This window comes from Streptomyces sp. PSU-S4-23 (genome assembly GCF_055632315.1).
This window is the reverse complement of sequence record NZ_JBVMUU010000002.1, coordinates 169,028-185,026: the sequence shown is the minus strand read 5'-3', so window position 1 is coordinate 185,026 and position 15,999 is coordinate 169,028. Positions and strand designations below refer to the sequence as shown.

Sequence of the window (15,999 nt, the reverse complement as noted above, 5' to 3'; positions counted from 1 at the left end):
GGAAGTACACCGCGGAACGAAAGGATGCAGATGAGTACCACGTCGCGTCTCCTCCTCGCAGCAGGGGCGGCCCTCACGGTCTTCCTGGGGGTCGGCACCGGCGCTGCCTCGGCAGCGCCGGCGGCACACGTCTCGGGGGTGACCGCACGGAGCCACTCCGCGGTGTCGGCCTCCGTGCCGTTCCACCCGGACAGCCGCTGCTTGGTGTGGTGGAAGGAGACGACCAACTACGCCGGCGTGACGGCCGGTTATTCGTGGGCCTGGAATGTCACGGTCTCTCCTGGAGCGACCGGAGACAGGGTCAAGGAGATCCAATGCCTCACCGACTACCATGGCCAGGGGCCCAGCGCACTTGACGGCGTCTACGGGCCCGACACGGTTGCGGCCGTGAAGCGTACACAGGCACGGTGTCAGTTCCCCCCGTCGCAGCAGGACGGCATCGTCGGCCCGCAGACGTGGAGGTGTCTGCGGATCGAGGAGTGATTTCCTGCCCGGTGCGGCTCCGTACCCGGCCCGGCCGTGACCCCACCTCGGGCCGGCACCGGCCGGGCGATGCCGGTGGCCTCCTGTGTCCCGTACGTCAGCCACCCGGCGAACACTGCATGTCCCCGCTGGGGGGAGCCGACCGGGCCCGGCCGGCTCCCCCCACGGTGGGCTGCGGCGGCACGGTCGGTGCCCTCCGCAGCCCGTCCACATCGATGCGGCCATGGTTCGCGCGTCGTGCAACGCGTGGTGCCCGCAGCGGTGTTCAGCCGGCGGCGGGAGGTCAACACCAGGTGTCACCGTGTCCGGTCGGGCACTTGCTGACCGATCACTTCGCCCGGGCGAGTCGGACCGCGTCGGCGCCGGCCGGGAACCGCAGCTGACCGGTGGTGTCGTGCACGGGCGCCACACCGTCTCGGCGATGTCGCCCTCCTCGGTGAACAGGTCCTGGCCAGACGGGATGCCCGCGTTGCCGAGTTCGACGACGCGGAGCCGGTCCGGCTCAGGCAAAGGACGCCCGCACGCGGGTGCGCATGGTGGCGATGACACCCGCTCAGGGCAGGGCGCCTGCGGGGGTTGGAAGGGTTGGCCAAGTCCTGAGTTGTAGCGCGTGTGAGTGAGCAGGGGTGAGTGCGGAGGATCCGAGCGGTGGGGCCTGGCTGACGGGTTGCCGGCCGGTGGTGACGCAGGTCCCGGCGCCGGTCCCGCAGACACTCCCCGCTCGGGCAGAGGTGCCCCGTCGGGGATCTCCGTCAGCGACGCCCCTCCCGCGATGCTCGACGCGGTGGTCAGGCTGCTGCGCCTGCTCGACGAACCCCGCGACCGCGCCGTACTGGCTCCACTGGTCAAACGTGAGATCCTGTGGCGCCTGATCACTGGCGAGCAGAGCACGGCGGACCTCGCTGGTCCAGCCCTCCGTGACGTGGACGACGTCGGGGTCGGAGGCGGAACGGGAGACGAGGTAAACACCGACCGCACCGCCGCCGCACCCTGCGTCTACTGGATGCACGGCGGAGACTCTGTCGCCCAGGGCGAGGCGTTTGGCGCCCTGGGCGATGACCGCGAGCACCGTGCCGGACATGGAGGGCGCCGGCGGATCCGATCGGTCGACCTTCGAGATCAGGACGCCGTCGATGACCGTGGTCCATTCCAGGGCCTTGAGGCCGGGGTACGCACTATCACGCACCGACTGTCCCTCCCGGTCGGGCAGAAGGGCAGCAAGCAGGCGCCGGGCGGCTACCACACCAGGCAGGAATGGTTCGCGAAGGCCCGCCGCCTGCACCGTACGGTGCTCCGCAGGCGGGCCGCGTCTCGGCTCGGGGGTGCGCCGAAGTGGTGGCGGTACTCCCGGCTGAAGTGCGACGGGTTGTCGTAGCCGACGCGTTGGCCGACTCCGGTGACATCGTCCGGGTGGGTGGCGAGCAGCAGCCGGGCCTCCTGCAGCCGGATCTGCTTCTGGAACTGGATGGGGCTCATCACGGTCACCGTGCGCCAGCTCGGCCTCGCCGACAGCAGCCTCAGCCATGTCTCCCGGGCCGTGCGCTGGATCCGCGACCACTACGCTGAACCCTTCCGGGTCGTAGGACGTGGCACGCCTGTCTGGCAAGAGCGTCTCCGCTTTCTACCGCAACTTCCAGGGGCGCACCGTCCTTGGCGGGCACGGTGATCTCGCGCCGGTCGACCGGCCGGTCCCGATCCCCCTGTCGGTCTTCAGCCCCGCGACCGCGCACCACACGCACGCGCCCGGCCTCACGGTCGGTCCGCTCCCGCTTATGGGCGAACTGGCCGCGGCGGGCGAGCGCCCACTGGTCGTGCGTGGCCTTCGCGATGCTTCCGGCCCAGCGGGCCGAGGACTGCACGGTCAGCTCGCGCTTGCGGTCGGCCCACGTTTGGCTGCTGTGGGCGAGGCCGTCTGCGCAGCGCGCCCTGAGGCGCGGACACCTCGTCGTCGGTGAGGTCGCCGAGAACGGGGCGCCACCCGAACTCGTTCATCTCGCGTGTCCAGACGCCGGGCCGTCCGGAGTACTGGCGGCTGGAGGTGCTGGTGTTGCGGTGGTCGAGCATGGGGCAGAACAGTATCTGCGCCGCGATGGCCGGAGTGCCGAGGCCGCGGGCCAGTAGGGTGACACTACATCTCGCCCGCGCTGGCCGACGACCTCTCCAGCCTGCCGACCACCTACATCGACACCGGCTCCGCCGAAGTCTTCCGCGACGAGGACACCGACTACGCAACCCGCATCTGGGCGGCCGGCGGTCAGGCCGAACTCCACGTCTGGGCGGGCGGCTTCCACGGGTTCGACGCTCTCTACCCCCACGCGCACATCTCGGCCACAGCCCGCCGAACCCGCACCGAATGGCTCGCCCGGCTCCTGCCCCCGACCAAGGCGACGGGCACCGCCCGGCACTTGACGACATCCATGAGGTAGCGCCGTGTCGATCGTCTGCCGGTGGCGGCAGTCTCCCCCCTGCCTCCGCCCGTTCAAGGCCGTCACCGCTGCGCCTCCGGCGCGCCGCCCGTCTCCACGGCCGCTGAGCCGTGACATCGACGCCGTCACCGCCGGGCTCTCCACCCCCTGGAGTTCAGGCCAGATCGAAGGACGGATCACAAGGATGAAGCTACTCAAGAGACAAGGGTTCGGGCGAGTCGATTCTGGACCTCCTGCGCAAGCGCGTACTCCTCACGCCCTGACTCGGCGAGCGGATTGACGGGGCTTGCCGTGGCCGGAGACAGCGGTCTTATCGGAAAGCGGCGATGTAGCGCTGAGCCCAGTCGGCAAAGGTACGGGGCGCGCGGCCGAGGACCTGCTCGACGTCGGGGCTGATGCGCCGTTCGGAGGGGGTGGGCTGGCCGAGGATGGCCAGCGTGGTCTCGACCACGGGCTCGGGCATGAGCTGCAGCATCTGCGCGCGGGCCTCGTCGCGAGTCTGCTCGATGAACCGGACGGGTTCGCCGAGTGCGTCGGCAATCGCCTCGGCCCGTTGGCGAGGCGTGCTGAGTGCGGGCCCGGTCAGCTCGTAGATCTGTCCGGCGTGGCCGTCCTCCCGCAGGGTTGCGGCGGCGACCTCGGCGACGTCGTCCGGGTCGATGGTCGGCAGTCCGATGTCGGCGAACGGCGCGGCGACGGTCCTTCGGGTGCGGACCGACTCGGCCCAGACGTACGCGTTGGAGTTGAAGCCTCCGGGCCGCAGGATCGTCCAGGCCATGCCTGATTGCTGGACGGCCTCCTCGATGGAGCCTGCCGTGCCCCCGTGAGAGGCCGACCGGGGTCGGGTCACGACTCCTTGGGAAGACAGCAGGACGACGCGCCCGACGCCGCCGGCCTTGGCGACGTCGAGGATGTCCTGTGGGGCCAGCAGGTGCGCGCTGGGGCCCCCGTTCTGCAGGAACAGCGCGTCGGCTCCGTCGAATACGGGCCGAAGGCTCTCAGGATCGACCAGGTCTGCCCGCGTGTACGCGACGCGCTCCGGCACATCCGCCGCCGAGATCCCCCGGGATGTCGCGGTCACCTGCGCACCGGTTGCCGCGAGGGCCTGCACGAGCGATCGGCCGACGTTGCCGGTTGCCCCCGTCACTACGAACATGAACAACTCCCGTGTCAGTTCAGCATGGTTGTCGCCACCCGAGCGGGTGTGACGTCGCGGAGAGCTGCTCTCCGGGCGACACGGGGACGCTAACACCGTCGATATAGTAGGTACCCAGAGGAAAGTGACTATCCCCGAGGGGCGTGCGTGGCCGGCAACACTGACTGGGTGGCAACCGCTGCGACCGATCCGGAACTTGCCTGTCCGACCAGTTCGGTCGTGGACATCGTGTTCAGCCGGTGGACCACGCCGATCCTGTGGACGCTCAACACGTACGGCCGACAGCGGTTCGTCGAGTTGGAACGACGGATCGGCACGATCACACCGAAGGTCCTGACCCAGCGGCTGCGGCAGCTGGAACGCGACGGCATGGTCGTGCGTACGTACCACCCGGAGGTCCCCCCTCGGGTCGAGTACGAGATCAGCGAGCTGGGCCACAGCCTGGCCCCGCTCTTCGCGCACCTTGCCGAATGGGCTGCCGCCAATCTGGACAAGGTCGAGCAGGCTCGGCACGACTACGACACCGGCCCACCCCGATAGCGCGTCAGCAAGAGGGTTCGGTCCTTGTCGGATCTTCCGCTACTTGGTTGATCTCGCAAGCAAATGAAGCGAGAGTCGGACTGGCGATTTTCACGGAGCCCCGACAGCGTCACAAGACCGGCGACGGAGCCGAATTGACTTGACGCTCAAACTGCCCAAGCTGGGGAAGAACACCTTGTCGGCCAGGGGGGCGGGCCGCCGGCCGCCGCCTTGTGGAGGGCGGGCAGGGCATCTGGTGGACCACTGGATTATCGCGGCGTCGGGCGTGTCCGCCTTCCGTAGCGTCTCGTCGAGATGGGCTGCGCCGTGATCTCTGCGTCGAAGACGCGGAGATCACGTGTCTCGGCGGTGTTCCGGGGCGAAGTTCATCCGTGCGGGTGAAGCGTTTGGAATCTCAGCCTCTACGAGTTGCCGGGCACGGCCGCCCCTGTTTCGGGCCAACCCGCGATAGATCTTGGGGCGTGCTGGCCGGTGATTCGACGGGCTGGTGGTTCAGTAGACGCAGGTCGGCCCGTTACTCGTACCGGTACTTCAGCGAGTCCGCTTCCGCCTGCTCGATGTCAGCGATCGTCAGCTCCGGCATCCGCAGCTGGGCCAGCGTCACCTCGGCCGAGGTCGGCTGGGCGTCCACCGGCAGCCACTGCTCCGGCTTCCAGGCCCCGCTGCGCAGGAGCGACTTAGAGGTCCTAACAAAGGCGTTGGACGTGTCGGTGGGTGATGAGGCAGGTGGCGAGGCCGAGGAAGGCTTCGTGGATGTCGTCTCGCCGTTCCCAGCGGATGCGCAGGCGGCGGAAGCCGTGGAGCCAGGAGATCGTTCGCTCGACGACCCAGCGGAAGATGCCCAGGCCGGAGCCGTGGGGCTGGCCGCGTTCGGCGATCGCTGGTCGGATGCCTCGCTGCCGCAGCAGTCGCCGGTACTTGTCGTGGTCGTAGCCGCGGTCGGCGAAGAGCATGGCCGGTCGGCGCCGTGGCCGCCCGACCGTGCCGGCCACGGGTGGGACCTTGTCCAGCAGCGGGATCAGCTGGGTGACGTCGTTGCGGTTGCCGCCGGTCAGCGATACCGCGAGCGGGATGCCCTGCCCGTCGACAAGGACGTGGTGCTTGCTGCCCGGCCGCGCTCGGTCGACCGGGCTGGGACCGCTTTTGGGCCCCGCCGGGCCGCCCGCACGTGGGAGGAGTCGATCACCGCCCGCGACCAGTCCAGTTGCTTCGCCGACCGCAGCTTCTTCAGCAGTACCAGGTGCAGCTTCTCCCACACGCCGGCCTCGTTCCAGGCGGCCAGGCGCCGCCAGCAGGTCATGCCCGAACCGAACCCCAGCTCCTGCGGCAGGTACTCCCACTGGATGCCGGTATGCAGCACGAACAGGATCCCGCACAAGGCCTGCCGGTCCGGAACTCGCGGCCGACCCGCCACCAGCTTCGGACCCGGCTCGGGCAGCAACGGCTCGATCAGCGACCACAGTTCGTCCGACACGATCCACGGCCGAGACTGACGCTTCCCCACGACCCGACCAACGAGCAGACAAGCCGACGGTCACTTGATCAAAAACTTCTGTTAGGACCTCTTAGGGCAGTGCGGGTAGACCTCCTCGATCCCCAGCACCAGCGCACTGGCCGGAGGCTTGCCCACGGCGGTCAGCTGCGACAGCAGCTCCGGGCGGGTGGAGACGCAGGCCCGGCCGTTCACCCTGAGCGTCGTGGTGCGCCCCGGGATGACGAACAGCAGCCCGGCCCGTCCGGTGGCGATGACGTTCTGCAGGGTGTCCAGACGCTTGTTGCCGGTCGCGTCCGGTATCGCCACGGTCCGTGCGTCCAGGACGGCAACGAACCCCGCGGGGCCGCCGCGCGGGGAAACGTCACAGTTGCCCTCGGCGTCCGTGCTGGCGACCAGGACCAGCGAGGAGCAGCCGATCAACCGCCTGGTCTGCTCGGTGAGTTCAGTCATCTGCTTGCGCATGGCCGTGTCTTTGGGCAGCTCGTAGACCCGGCGCAACGCGTGCTGATCGGGCACGGCGTCGAGGCGGAGCGAGTCGAAGGTGCTGCTAGCAGGGGATGTTGTCATGCCAGCGACCCTAATGGGCCGACCTGCGACTGATCCTGGTCGGTGAGTGCGGGGACATGGAGACGGTCGCGCCTGCTGATCCACCACCCAGCCGGACCCGCGGGCCAACACGCCCCGAGATCAATCGCGGGTCAGCCCGTTGGGGACCCGGTGGCTCATGGGCTGTCCTGCGAATCTTGACCGCCTGACAGTCACACTCCGATGAAGCTCACTGTTTCCGTCATATCCGCTCGCCCAGTACGCAGCCGGGGCACGCCTTCCTTCTCGAATCCCACCGAGACACCGCAGAACAGTACGAGCCCGTCATCGGCGCCGACTATCTGGCTGACGGTCTTGCGATACATCGTCCACATCACCTGGGGACAGCTGTGCACCCCTTCCGCCCTCAGTAGCAGCATGACCGTCTGCAAGTACATCCCCGCATCCCCCCACTGCCCGGGACCCATCGTCCGGTCGAGGTAGCAGAACAGCACGACCGGCGCCCCGAACGCCCCCGAGTTCAAGGCGGCGATCTTCATGGGTCTGTCGGGGTCGTCGCGCTCGATTCCCAGCGCTTCGTACCGCTGGGCGGCCGCAGTGGAAAAGCGGTCCAGATACGGCGAAGGCAGCTCGGCCGGATACATCGGATACTCCCGCTCATCACCCGGGTCTCCCGCAAGCGCCCTGGCCGTCGCACGCTTCTTCAGTTCGGCCAAGGGCTCGCCGGCCACGACATAGACGTGCCACGGCTGGAGATTTCCACTGGACGGAGCCCGTGTGGCAGCGGTCAGCACTCGTTCGAGAGCCTCTTTGGGCACCGGCTCATCGCTGAACGCCCGCACGGCCCGGCGAGTGTCCACAGCTTCATACACATCCACGTGGTTCTCGTCCTCTCACTCAACGACAACCACCTCTCTACCCTCTTGAGCACGCGCCGGAGGAGTTCATCGGCGGGGCAGAGGGACGACGCCTGCAGGGGCGATGGGGCTGATCTTGCTCAGCTGGCGGCGGAGCCGCTGGAGTGCGTCGCCCTGGGCGGCCAGGGTGGCCGAGCCGTGTACTTGCTCTCGCTGCTCGGCCCAGCTCCGCAACGCGTAGTCCGCGAAGACGGCGGCTGTCGGCCCGCAACGCGTGGACACCAGCCGGACCCGCCTGCCAACGGAGCGGGGGTGTGCAGGGCGGTGCGCCCCTTGGTAGCAGCATCGCCTGCCTGCCGGTCCAGCGGACCCCTGACGGTCCTGGTCTTGCCGATCGGCCCGTGCGGATGAACTGCGGCCGCCAGCCCCTCGGCGAGGCCGGACCCCAGCAACGGGTTCCAGAACCCCGAATTCAATGACATACGGATCCGGACCCGGCAGCGACAACCGCAATGCCAGGGGTTCGCGGATCACTTCGGCGGGCATCAGAACTCCTCCTGCGCGAACTCGGCATCGGCCTCCGCGAGCGCTGCCCCATCAGGGGCAGCGCCGACGCTCTCCCAGGCAGCGCGATGGATGCGGTGCACGTCCAGTCGCTCTAATGGTGGGCTCGGGTATTGGAACCCTCCGAATGCCTGCCTGTGGGCAGCCGCGCTTTGCACCGTTTACATTGATCTGCCCTGTCCTTCGTAGGACAGCCTCAGCAGGTCTTGCCGCCGCTGGCCGAGGTACCAATTGCCGGACTGGTCAAGATCGATGGTGGATCTGATGACGGCGGTGTCGCCGGAGGTCACCTCGGCCAGGACCTCTCCTCGCGGCGAGATGATCATGCTGGGGCAGTGCTGGTGAGGGTCCGCGACGTTCGCCGCAAGGACGAACCGCTGGTTCTCCGCTGCTCGGCTGATGAGATGGCTTCTCCAAACCCCGGCTGGCTCGGCTGTATTTGCGGCGTGGGTGAGAAGCTGTTGTTTTTTCGATCTTGAGAGATGCGCGTCGAACGAGAGTCCCGATTGGGTGATCGTGGGGCGCTTGGCGCATACGGACAGGGCCTCCTGAACAGCTCGTTGGTGTCGAATCACCGAGCAGCAGGAGGCCCTTGATGCAGCAGTCTTTCGTGCCGAATGCCGGGCAGTCCAGCTCGGTCACCTGGGAGTGTGACTGCCTGGCTCACCGGTTCGGAAACGCCGTCGACAACGGGTTGCGGCAGCGGCGCTACCCGTCGGACATGACGGACGCGGAGTGGGCGGCCGTCCGGCCGTTGCTTCCGGTGCCGGGCTGGATGCGCGGTCGCGGTGGCCGGCCGGAGGCGTACTGCCACCGGGCTGCACTCGATGCGATCCGCTACCTCGTTGACAACGGCATCAAGTGGCGGGCGATGCCGGCCGACTTCCCGCCGTGGGACCGGGTGTACGCGTTCTTCCGCCGCTGGCGCGACCATGGCCTGGTCAAGGAGTTCCACGACCGGCTACGTGCGCAGGTTCGCGAGGAGGTGGGCCGCGACGCGGAGCCGACGGCCGGAGTGATCGACTCGCAGTCGGTGAAGGCGGACGCGGTCGTCGGTGCGGACAGCCGCGGGTTCGACGGAGGCAAGCTGGTCAACGGGCGCAAGCGGCACGTCGTGGTCGACACCCTCGGCCTGCTGCTCGGGGTGATGGTCACCGCCGCAGATGTCGGCGACCGCGCCGCCGCCCGGGTGCTGCTTACGCAGGTGGCCGACGCGCATCACCGCCTCACCCTTGTCTGGGCCGATGGCGGCTACACCGGCAGCCTCATCGACTACTGCCTCGCCTTCCTCGCGCTGGTCCTGGCGATCGTCAAACGCAGCGACGACATGCGCGGCTTCGTGGTACTGCCCAAGCGGTGGATCGTCGAGCGGTTCTTCGCCCACCTGATGCGCACCCGCCGCCTGGCACGCGACTACGAGCGGCACACCACCAGCGCCGAGGTGATGGTCTACTGGTCGATGACCCTGCTCATGACCCGCCGCCTTGCCCGCTCACGCCCGCAGCAGGCGTGAACCGGCCCGGCGCGGGCTCGGCCAGCCAGCCGCGCGCGACCAGTCGTTTCGCCTTCGACCGCAATGTCTCCACACGCGCCGGCACCACCTCCATGCCGAACCCCGCGGCCATCTCCTGACAGGTCAGCGGCCCTTGACCGAGCCGGCACCGGTCCGCGAGCACGTCCAGGATGCGCTGGTAGTCCACCGACAGCACCGACCTGTCCAGCCCCTCCCGCCACACCGGCACCTGCGACTTCGCCTTCGCCGCATCCGGCACTGGCGCGGTCCGGTCGGCCCGGACCTGGTCCTGCATTGTTTCGTCGACCAAGGCCAGCACCTCGTCGACCCGCGAGCGGGCGATGGCCCACTCCTTCCATTCCCGCTCGGCCACAGCCAGCTCGGCCTGGATGCGGTCGGCCTCCTCCCGCAACTCGTCCACACGACGGCGAGCACCCAGCTCACGCTGTTCCAACAGCCCAACCACCGACGGCATCCACGACCTCCCAGGCAGCGACAGCACGACAGGCCACTACTCCCACAGGACCGCCGACCCTACGCCCGACCAGTGGAAATGCAGTCCCCAACTCCGGAAAGACAACAGCTTCTGAGATAGATGAACGCCTGTGCTCCGCTGCTGGCAAGGTGCTGCCATTGCTCGGGGAAGCGGATCTCCCGGCAGATCTGGACACCGAGGCTGACATGCCCGCCGGCCATCGGGATGGAAAGGGTGGAGAGGTCGGTCCCCGCTTCCAGTCGGCCGCGTTCGTTCATCGCCAGGTTGATCTTCCGGTAGATCCACCTCACGCCGTTGGGTGAAAAGTAGACGGCGGCGTTGCTCCAGACTCCCTGATCGAAGAGCAACGTGCCGCAGAACAGATGGACCGCTTGCCGCTGCGCCAGGTCGGCGACACGGTCTGTGGCGTGCGCCAGGGCCAGAGTGTCGAGGTCGCCAAGGACGGAGAGGTCAGGCCCGTAGCCTGACAGTGCGCCCTCGGGCAGGACGACGATGTCGTCGGGCCGGGCTTCGGCCAAAACCTCGGAGATCAACTCCACATTCCGCTTAACGTCCCAGGTGATAGGGAACTGTGCGACCGTTACTGACATTGTTGCCGTGATGTCGTCAAGGTGAGGCCGGTTTCGGCGAGACATCCGTCGATGAGGTTGCTGCGGTACTGGATCTGGCGGAGACCGTGGCGAAGCGCGCTCATGAGGTGGTCCGGGTTGGTGAATGCGGTGTTGGCCTGGCTGCTGCGTCGCAGCAGTGACCAGATGCCCTCGACGGGGTTGAGGTCGGGTGCATAGGACGGCAGGAAGTAGCAGGTGATCCAATCGTGAGTGTCAATGAACTCCCGCAGCCGATGGTCTTTGTGGACGTTCAGGTTGTCCCACACCAGCACGATCGGTGCGCCAAGCTGCTGGTGGGCGGCGATGAGCAGGTCGCGGTAGTCGGTCCAGGTGAAACTGCGTCTGCCGCCCCGCTTGTGATCGACGTGGCGTTTGGGCCGGTAGACCAGGCGTGAGCGTTCACCCTGCTTGTAGCAGGCCAGGGCGGCGATGGAGAAGCGGCGCTGGGAACGTCCCCGCACCCGGATGACGGGTGTGTGGCCGCGCCGGGCCCAGGTGCGGGCGGTGGGCGGCGTCATCGAGAAGCCGGCCTCGTCTTCGAAGCACAGCCAGGCCCCGAGCGCCGCCACGGACCTTCCACCTGCGGCCAGGTTCCCTTCACCCAGCCGGTGACGGCGTCCTCGTCCCGCTCTACCGCGCGGCGGGCGGGGACCTGATGGCTGAAACCGTGGCGGTGCAGCATCTGCGCGATGGCCGACAGCGTCATGCTCTTGTGGAACCGGCGCCCGATCAGCGTCTTGATCCGCGCGAGCGTCCACGTCTGGTCCGGCCAGCCGTGCGCTACCGGCCCCCTGGCCAGCTCCTGCTCGAGCGCCGCAAACAGTGCCTCACTCAGCTTGGGCTGGGACGCCTGCCCCTTCGACTCCAGGGCCGGTGTTCCGCCGTGCTCCCATGCCTGGTGCCACCGCTGTATCGACCGCACGCTGACACGTAACTGCCTGGCGATAGCTGCATTGTCGTGTTCCAGGGCGAACAACTCGGCCGCCTGCATCCGGATGTGCTCGCGAAACGCCCGTCGCTCCGCGGTCAGCCCGCCCCCTTGCGGATACCTCATGTGACCGGCCTACTGCGACAAGCACAGCTTGTCGACCCCCACGACATCACGCCAGCAAGGTCAGTAGCGATACCCTCATGAATCCTTCTTCCGGCGGCTGATCTCGGCTGCGTATGCCGCCCAGTCTCCGGCAGCGGCTCGCTGCCACTTCACGGCGACGGTGATGTCGATGCCGAGGGTGCGGGCGAGGACCGCGGCGGGCAGCTCGGTGGCATGGAACAGGGCAGTTGAGCGGGTCTCGGCGAGCCGGATGCAGGGGCATGCGGGTGTCCCGTTCTGTCTCGCCTCGCCCTGCTCGTGCGTCGACGCGAAACTGAAAAGGGGCCGTGGGCTGGTCGGGCAGGTGTTGTCCGGGCGCAGGTCACTCGCGCTGGCTGGCGCGGTCGGCGGTGAGGCGGGTCTCGAAGCCGTCGAGGAGGGACTGAAGGCCGAACGCGAAGGTGTTGTCGGGCGCCGCGGCGTACTCCGTGGCGGCTGTGGTGCCGAGACGTTCGCGCAGGCGCGGGAATTGCATGGCGGTCTCGGTGGCGCGTGTCATGGCGTCGGCCATCAGTTGCTCGGCATCTGCGCCGTTCTTGCTCAGCTGGCGGTTCAGCGAGATCTGCGCGGCAGGGCCGAGCCCGCTGCCGAGCACGAAGGTGAACACGGCGGCGGCCGCCCGGTCCGCGTCGGCGGCGGCGAAGCCCGCCTTTTCATAGATGCAGAGGCTGAGGTCCTTGTGCCGGGCCTGGCCGGATCCGTGCAGGAGGTGGCTGCCGAATGCCTGGACGAGCCAGGGGTGCCGGGTGAGCATCGCGTGCATGCCGGAGGCATGAGCGGTGGCGGCCGTGCGCCAGTCGGTGGCGTCGAGATCAGGCAGTTCGACCTCGGACCAGATCGCGTCGCTGGCAAGTCGGACCAGGTCGTCCTTGGTCTTGATGTGCCAGTAAACGGCCGTGGCGGCCGAGCCGAGCCGTTTCGCCAGGCTCCTCATATTGAGGCCGTCCAATCCCTCGTCGTCGAGCAGCTCGATGGCCGCACGGACGATCCGGTCTGCGGTCAGGGTGTCTCGCGGCATAGCCACCACCTTACTTGCACTTAGTTCATGTCAAGCCTTGCACTTAGTTCGAGTGGCCGCCTACGCTCTATCTCGTACTTAGTTCAAGTGCTCGAAGGGGGAGCCATGTCGCAGGACAAGCTGTCGGAGTTCGTCAAGGCGCATGCCACGGAGCTCGGCGTTCCTGGTGTCGCCGTCGGGGTGCTCCTGGACGGCCAGGAGATCTACGCCTCGCACGGTGTGACGAGCCTCGGCAACCCGCTGCCGGTCGACGAGAAGACGCTGTTCCCTCTGGCGTCCGTGTCCAAGACCTTCACGGCGACCGCGCTGATGCGCCTCGTCGCCGAGGGGAAGGTGGACCTGGACGCACCGGTACGGAGCTACGTGCCCGAACTGAAGCTCGCCGACGAGCAGGCCGCGGCGCAGATCACCGTCCTGAACCTGCTCAACCACACCGCGGGCCTGGACTGGAACCTGATCGACGACGGCGAGGGCGACCGCTCCCTGGCCGGGCTCGTGGCGAAGCTGCCCCAGCTGCCGCTGATCGCACCGCCCGGGGCCCGCGCCTCGTACAGCCAGGCCGGTTACAACCTGGCCGGGCGGATCATCGAGAAGGTCACGAGCCTGCCCTTCGAGCAGGCCATGTCCTCGCTCGTCCTGGAGCCGGTGGGCCTTGCGGACACCGTGTACGGCCTGGCGGAGGTGATGGTCCGCAAGTTCGCGGTGGGCTACAACCGCGGCGATGACGGCGAACTGCGCCCCGCCCGGCCCTGGGCAGCGTTCAAGGAGGGCGCGCGCGGCGACAACCCCGGCGGCGGCCTCGCCTCCTCGGTGAGCGACCTGCTGCACTGGGCACGGTTCCAACTCGGCGACGGCGAGGGCGTGCTGCCAGCCGCGGAGCTGCACCGCATGCGGGAGCAGACGGTCGGGCTGCGCGCCAGCACGCTCGGCGACGGCTTTGGTATCTGCTGGTTCCTGCACGACCTGGACGGCCTGCGCGGGATCGGCCACGGCGGCTCGGGCAACGGCCAGTTCGCCGAGCTGCTCATCGTGCCCGAACGCAACTTCGCGGTGGTCTCCCTGGCCAACGTCGGCCCGGACGGCTACCCCTTCAACCAGTCCGTCGTGCGGTGGGCGCTCGAGCACTACATCGGCGTCGTCGAGAAGACGGCGGAGCCGGTCCCGTACGACGAGGGACAGGCCCAACAGGTCGTCGGCCGCTACGAGATCGACGCCATGAACCTCGACATCGCCACCGACGGCACCCGGCTCACCCTGGCGGTCGGCATCAAGCCGGAGATCCGCGAGGCATCGGACGAGGAAATGCCCCCGGACTACCCGGCCGCGGACATCGGCTTCCTTCCCGGCGACGGCGACGAGTACATCGTCACCGAAGGCGGCCTCAAGGGGCAGCGCGGCTACTTCTCCCGCGGCGCGGGCGGCGCGGTCACAGGCGTCGACCTCGCCGGCCGGCTCTTCAACCGGGTCGCGGAAGCATCCTGATCCAACGCCGGCAGGGGCTCTCTCAAGTGGCCGCCCCTGCCGGCACCCCGAACCGACGACAGTCGACTCACGGACACGACCCGTCTCCACCACCACGTTGGTGCACTCTCATCGGTACGTGGCGCACATCCAGCTGTACGCCGGCACCTGCCCGTGGTGGGCTGGTGCGAGTTGTCGCGGCGCGTTGTCCGCCGAGTGCGCGGGCGAGTTGCTCGCGAAGTTGCTGGTTCTCCTCGGTGAGACGCCGGATGCGGGCGTTGGCGGCTTCGAGGCGTCGCAGCAAGGACGCGTCGGAAGTGCGCTGACGTGCGGGAACCGGGCGAGCTGGGCTCCCGGCAGTGTGCTGCACGCAGTCGCTCGATCTCCGCTCGCAGGTCTGGCCGGGCACAGAGCCAGGACCGGGACACTCCGGCCCGCTTCGCGACGGTCTCGAAAGTGATCGGCTCGCCCGCGGCGTCGAGGGAGCGGAGGGCCTGGACGGCCTTGGCACGGGTGTACTCGCTGCGGCGGCGGGCGGCGTCGACGATGTGCTGGCTGTTGTCAGCTCGCATCGGCGGTAGCCTCCGGCTGCCCGGGGTCGTCTTCCAGACCGGTGATGATCTTCTCCAGGTTGCTGAGGACCTGGCGGTTCATCTCGGCCACGCGCGCTTGGCCGCGGGCCTCGGCGGCCGAGATGATCTGCAGCAGCTGCTGCCGTTGCTCGTGGTGCTGCGGCAGGAACTCGGGGGGCGTGACGAACGTCGGACACGTCAGGCAGGCATTGGCATGCGGACAGGTCCGTTGCACCGGCAGGCCGCAGTAGCCGTTGGGCAGGGCCTGGGGCACGCGCCCGAGCCGCTGCTTGGCCCAGGTGGCCTCGGCCAGAGGGCCGTCGGGATCGACGGTGACGCTCTCGCCCTTGATGTTGACCTTGTGGGCCTTTTCCCAGTGCCGTCGGACCGTGGAGTCGTGCAGGCGGGCATAGTGGGCGGTCATCTCGCCGGAAGAGTGATCGAGAAGGACGCGTACGACTTCCTGGGGGACGTCCCGGTTGATCAGTCTGGCTCCAAAAGTGTGGCGCCATTGATGGGGTGTCAGATGGGCCGGCCGGCCATGTTCGTCCCGGACGTCGCACCGCTCCAGCCAACGATCAAGCTGGCCTCGGTAGGAATGCGTGGTCAGGGGCCGGGTGCCGTCGGGATTCATCCGTGGCGCCGGGAACAGCCACCGGCTGCCGCCGGGCCAGCGCTCAAGGACGCGTTGCTGCTGGGCGGCGATGTCACCCTCGACCTCCTCATCGATGGGGACCAGGGCTTCGCGTTTCGTCTTCCGGTTGAGGTAGCGCAGGTAGGCGGCGCCGTCAGCGTCCCGGATGATGCAGTCGAAGGCCAGGTGGCAGGCGTCGCCGACCCGCAGCCCGCAGCCCACAGCGCATGAGGATCAAGGTCAGCGCCCGGCCGTCGGGAGTGTGCCAGCGGCCGAGGTTGGCAGGCTGTTCGACCTGGGCCATCACGTGCTCGGCCAGCGCCCGGGGCAACCGCTTGCCGGGGCGAGGGAAGTCATCGGGGTAGAAGGTCGCGTTCGACGGGAGGCTGCGGTCCCAGCCGTGGCGGCGCACGGCGTGGAAGAAGGCGTTCAGTGAACTGATGTCCCGGCCGCGGGAATGAGTTGAGCGCGAATCCAGGGCCAGGTCGGCGAGGTAGCGTTCCAGTACGGTCCGGTCCACGCGGGCCAGCTCGT

General features: G+C 68.4%; 15 protein-coding genes and 10 pseudogenes. 7 read left to right on the top strand and 18 right to left on the bottom strand.

The window, feature by feature from the left end; genetic code table 11:
* Positions 1-30: 30 nt before the first annotated feature.
* Positions 31-483, top strand: coding sequence for a peptidoglycan-binding domain-containing protein (locus ACZ79I_RS01370; protein ID WP_471493262.1), 453 nt, complete (start codon positions 31-33; stop codon positions 481-483).
* 328 nt (positions 484-811) lie between these two features.
* Here ACZ79I_RS01370 and ACZ79I_RS01365 read toward each other — a convergent pair.
* Positions 812-936 (bottom strand): annotated as a pseudogene (locus ACZ79I_RS01365) (short-chain dehydrogenase/reductase); the annotation flags it as partial.
* Positions 937-1,180: 244 nt separating this feature from the next.
* Here ACZ79I_RS01365 and ACZ79I_RS01360 point away from each other — a divergent pair.
* Positions 1,181-1,369 (top strand): annotated as a pseudogene (locus ACZ79I_RS01360) (AraC family transcriptional regulator); the annotation flags it as partial.
* A 12-nt stretch (positions 1,370-1,381) separates the two neighbouring features.
* Here the strand turns inward: ACZ79I_RS01360 and ACZ79I_RS01355 are convergent.
* From ACZ79I_RS01355 to ACZ79I_RS01345, 3 pseudogenes are all read right to left on the bottom strand, one after another.
* Positions 1,382-1,450 (bottom strand): annotated as a pseudogene (locus ACZ79I_RS01355) (putative quinol monooxygenase); the annotation flags it as partial.
* Positions 1,451-1,483: 33 nt separating this feature from the next.
* Positions 1,484-1,669: pseudogene (locus ACZ79I_RS01350) on the bottom strand (AraC family transcriptional regulator N-terminal domain-containing protein); the annotation flags it as partial.
* A 50-nt stretch (positions 1,670-1,719) separates the two neighbouring features.
* A pseudogene (locus tag ACZ79I_RS01345) lies at positions 1,720-1,968 on the bottom strand (helix-turn-helix domain-containing protein); the annotation flags it as partial.
* On the opposite strand from ACZ79I_RS01345, the pseudogene ACZ79I_RS01340 reads away from it, so the two are divergent.
* A pseudogene (locus ACZ79I_RS01340) lies at positions 1,967-2,135 on the top strand (AraC family transcriptional regulator); the annotation flags it as partial. The pseudogenes ACZ79I_RS01345 and ACZ79I_RS01340 sit on opposite strands and share 2 nt — an antisense overlap.
* Positions 2,136-2,415: 280 nt before the next feature.
* On the opposite strand, the pseudogene ACZ79I_RS01335 reads toward ACZ79I_RS01340, so the two are convergent.
* A pseudogene (locus ACZ79I_RS01335) lies at positions 2,416-2,610 on the bottom strand (alpha/beta hydrolase fold domain-containing protein); the annotation flags it as partial.
* Positions 2,611-2,612: 2 nt separating this feature from the next.
* Between ACZ79I_RS01335 and ACZ79I_RS01330 the strand changes: the two are divergent.
* Positions 2,613-2,909: pseudogene (locus ACZ79I_RS01330) on the top strand (alpha/beta hydrolase); the annotation flags it as partial.
* A gap of 310 nt (positions 2,910-3,219) precedes the next feature.
* Here ACZ79I_RS01330 and ACZ79I_RS01325 read toward each other — a convergent pair.
* Positions 3,220-4,065 (bottom strand): NAD(P)H-binding protein, encoded by an 846-nt coding sequence (locus ACZ79I_RS01325; protein ID WP_471493260.1) that lies wholly within the window; start codon positions 4,063-4,065, stop codon positions 3,220-3,222.
* Between the two features lie 168 nt (positions 4,066-4,233).
* Here ACZ79I_RS01325 and ACZ79I_RS01320 point away from each other — a divergent pair, with 168 nt between their 5' ends.
* Positions 4,234-4,605, top strand: coding sequence for a winged helix-turn-helix transcriptional regulator (locus ACZ79I_RS01320; RefSeq protein WP_471493259.1), 372 nt, complete (start codon positions 4,234-4,236; stop codon positions 4,603-4,605).
* A 514-nt stretch (positions 4,606-5,119) separates the two neighbouring features.
* Here the strand turns inward: ACZ79I_RS01320 and ACZ79I_RS01315 are convergent.
* From ACZ79I_RS01315 to ACZ79I_RS01295, 5 genes and pseudogenes are all read right to left on the bottom strand, one after another.
* Positions 5,120-5,287, bottom strand: a pseudogene (locus ACZ79I_RS01315) (MSMEG_1061 family FMN-dependent PPOX-type flavoprotein); the annotation flags it as partial.
* A gap of 4 nt (positions 5,288-5,291) precedes the next feature.
* Positions 5,292-6,082, bottom strand: a protein-coding gene (locus tag ACZ79I_RS01310; RefSeq protein WP_471504694.1) for an IS5 family transposase whose coding sequence is annotated in 2 segments (ribosomal slippage) — positions 5,292-5,761 and positions 5,761-6,082 — 792 coding nt in all. Because the reading frame shifts where the segments join, the coding sequence is not laid out codon by codon here.
* An 87-nt stretch (positions 6,083-6,169) separates the two neighbouring features.
* A pseudogene (locus ACZ79I_RS01305) lies at positions 6,170-6,667 on the bottom strand (MSMEG_1061 family FMN-dependent PPOX-type flavoprotein); the annotation flags it as partial.
* Between the two features lie 191 nt (positions 6,668-6,858).
* Positions 6,859-7,524: a nitroreductase gene (locus ACZ79I_RS01300; protein WP_471493257.1), complete on the bottom strand. Its 666-nt coding sequence runs from the start codon at positions 7,522-7,524 to the stop codon at positions 6,859-6,861.
* A gap of 704 nt (positions 7,525-8,228) precedes the next feature.
* The gene (locus ACZ79I_RS01295) at positions 8,229-8,642 is read right to left on the bottom strand and encodes a nitrilase-related carbon-nitrogen hydrolase (protein ID WP_471493255.1); all 414 of its coding nucleotides are present in this window, start codon (positions 8,640-8,642) and stop codon (positions 8,229-8,231) included.
* A 20-nt stretch (positions 8,643-8,662) separates the two neighbouring features.
* On the opposite strand from ACZ79I_RS01295, the gene ACZ79I_RS01290 reads away from it, so the two are divergent.
* A complete protein-coding gene (locus tag ACZ79I_RS01290; protein WP_471493253.1) occupies positions 8,663-9,580 on the top strand; it encodes an IS5 family transposase in 918 nt (305 codons plus the stop codon).
* Here the strand turns inward: ACZ79I_RS01290 and ACZ79I_RS01285 are convergent.
* The 4 genes from ACZ79I_RS01285 to ACZ79I_RS01270 all read right to left on the bottom strand — a co-directional run bounded on the left by ACZ79I_RS01285 (position 9,537) and on the right by ACZ79I_RS01270 (position 12,798).
* Complete coding sequence (locus ACZ79I_RS01285; protein ID WP_471493252.1) at positions 9,537-10,055, bottom strand: hypothetical protein; 519 nt, start codon at positions 10,053-10,055, stop codon at positions 9,537-9,539. The genes ACZ79I_RS01290 and ACZ79I_RS01285 overlap by 44 nt on opposite strands.
* Before the next feature lie 59 nt (positions 10,056-10,114).
* The gene (locus tag ACZ79I_RS01280) at positions 10,115-10,615 is read right to left on the bottom strand and encodes a carbon-nitrogen hydrolase family protein (protein WP_471493251.1); all 501 of its coding nucleotides are present in this window, start codon (positions 10,613-10,615) and stop codon (positions 10,115-10,117) included.
* A gap of 41 nt (positions 10,616-10,656) precedes the next feature.
* Positions 10,657-11,741, bottom strand: a protein-coding gene (locus ACZ79I_RS01275; protein WP_471493049.1) for an IS630 family transposase whose coding sequence is annotated in 2 segments (ribosomal slippage) — positions 10,657-11,216 and positions 11,216-11,741 — 1,086 coding nt in all. Because the reading frame shifts where the segments join, the coding sequence is not laid out codon by codon here.
* A gap of 361 nt (positions 11,742-12,102) precedes the next feature.
* Positions 12,103-12,798: a TetR/AcrR family transcriptional regulator gene (locus ACZ79I_RS01270; protein ID WP_471493249.1), complete on the bottom strand. Its 696-nt coding sequence runs from the start codon at positions 12,796-12,798 to the stop codon at positions 12,103-12,105.
* Between the two features lie 105 nt (positions 12,799-12,903).
* Here ACZ79I_RS01270 and ACZ79I_RS01265 point away from each other — a divergent pair, with 105 nt between their 5' ends.
* A complete protein-coding gene (locus ACZ79I_RS01265) occupies positions 12,904-14,280 on the top strand; it encodes a serine hydrolase domain-containing protein (RefSeq protein WP_471493247.1) in 1,377 nt (458 codons plus the stop codon).
* On the opposite strand, the gene ACZ79I_RS01260 is transcribed toward ACZ79I_RS01265, so the two are convergent.
* Genes ACZ79I_RS01260 through ACZ79I_RS01250 form a run of 3 tightly spaced genes read right to left on the bottom strand, consistent with a single transcriptional unit; the run spans position 14,196 to position 15,985 of the window.
* The gene (locus ACZ79I_RS01260; RefSeq protein WP_471493246.1) at positions 14,196-14,831 is read right to left on the bottom strand and encodes a DUF6262 family protein; all 636 of its coding nucleotides are present in this window, start codon (positions 14,829-14,831) and stop codon (positions 14,196-14,198) included. The two genes, ACZ79I_RS01265 and ACZ79I_RS01260, sit on opposite strands and share 85 nt — an antisense overlap.
* Complete coding sequence (locus ACZ79I_RS01255) at positions 14,821-15,687, bottom strand: tyrosine-type recombinase/integrase (protein ID WP_471493244.1); 867 nt, start codon at positions 15,685-15,687, stop codon at positions 14,821-14,823. The genes ACZ79I_RS01260 and ACZ79I_RS01255 overlap by 11 nt, the downstream gene beginning before the upstream one ends.
* A complete protein-coding gene (locus ACZ79I_RS01250; protein WP_471493243.1) occupies positions 15,620-15,985 on the bottom strand; it encodes a hypothetical protein in 366 nt (121 codons plus the stop codon). Before ACZ79I_RS01250 ends, ACZ79I_RS01255 begins: the two co-directional genes overlap by 68 nt.
* Positions 15,986-15,999: the final 14 nt, after the last annotated feature.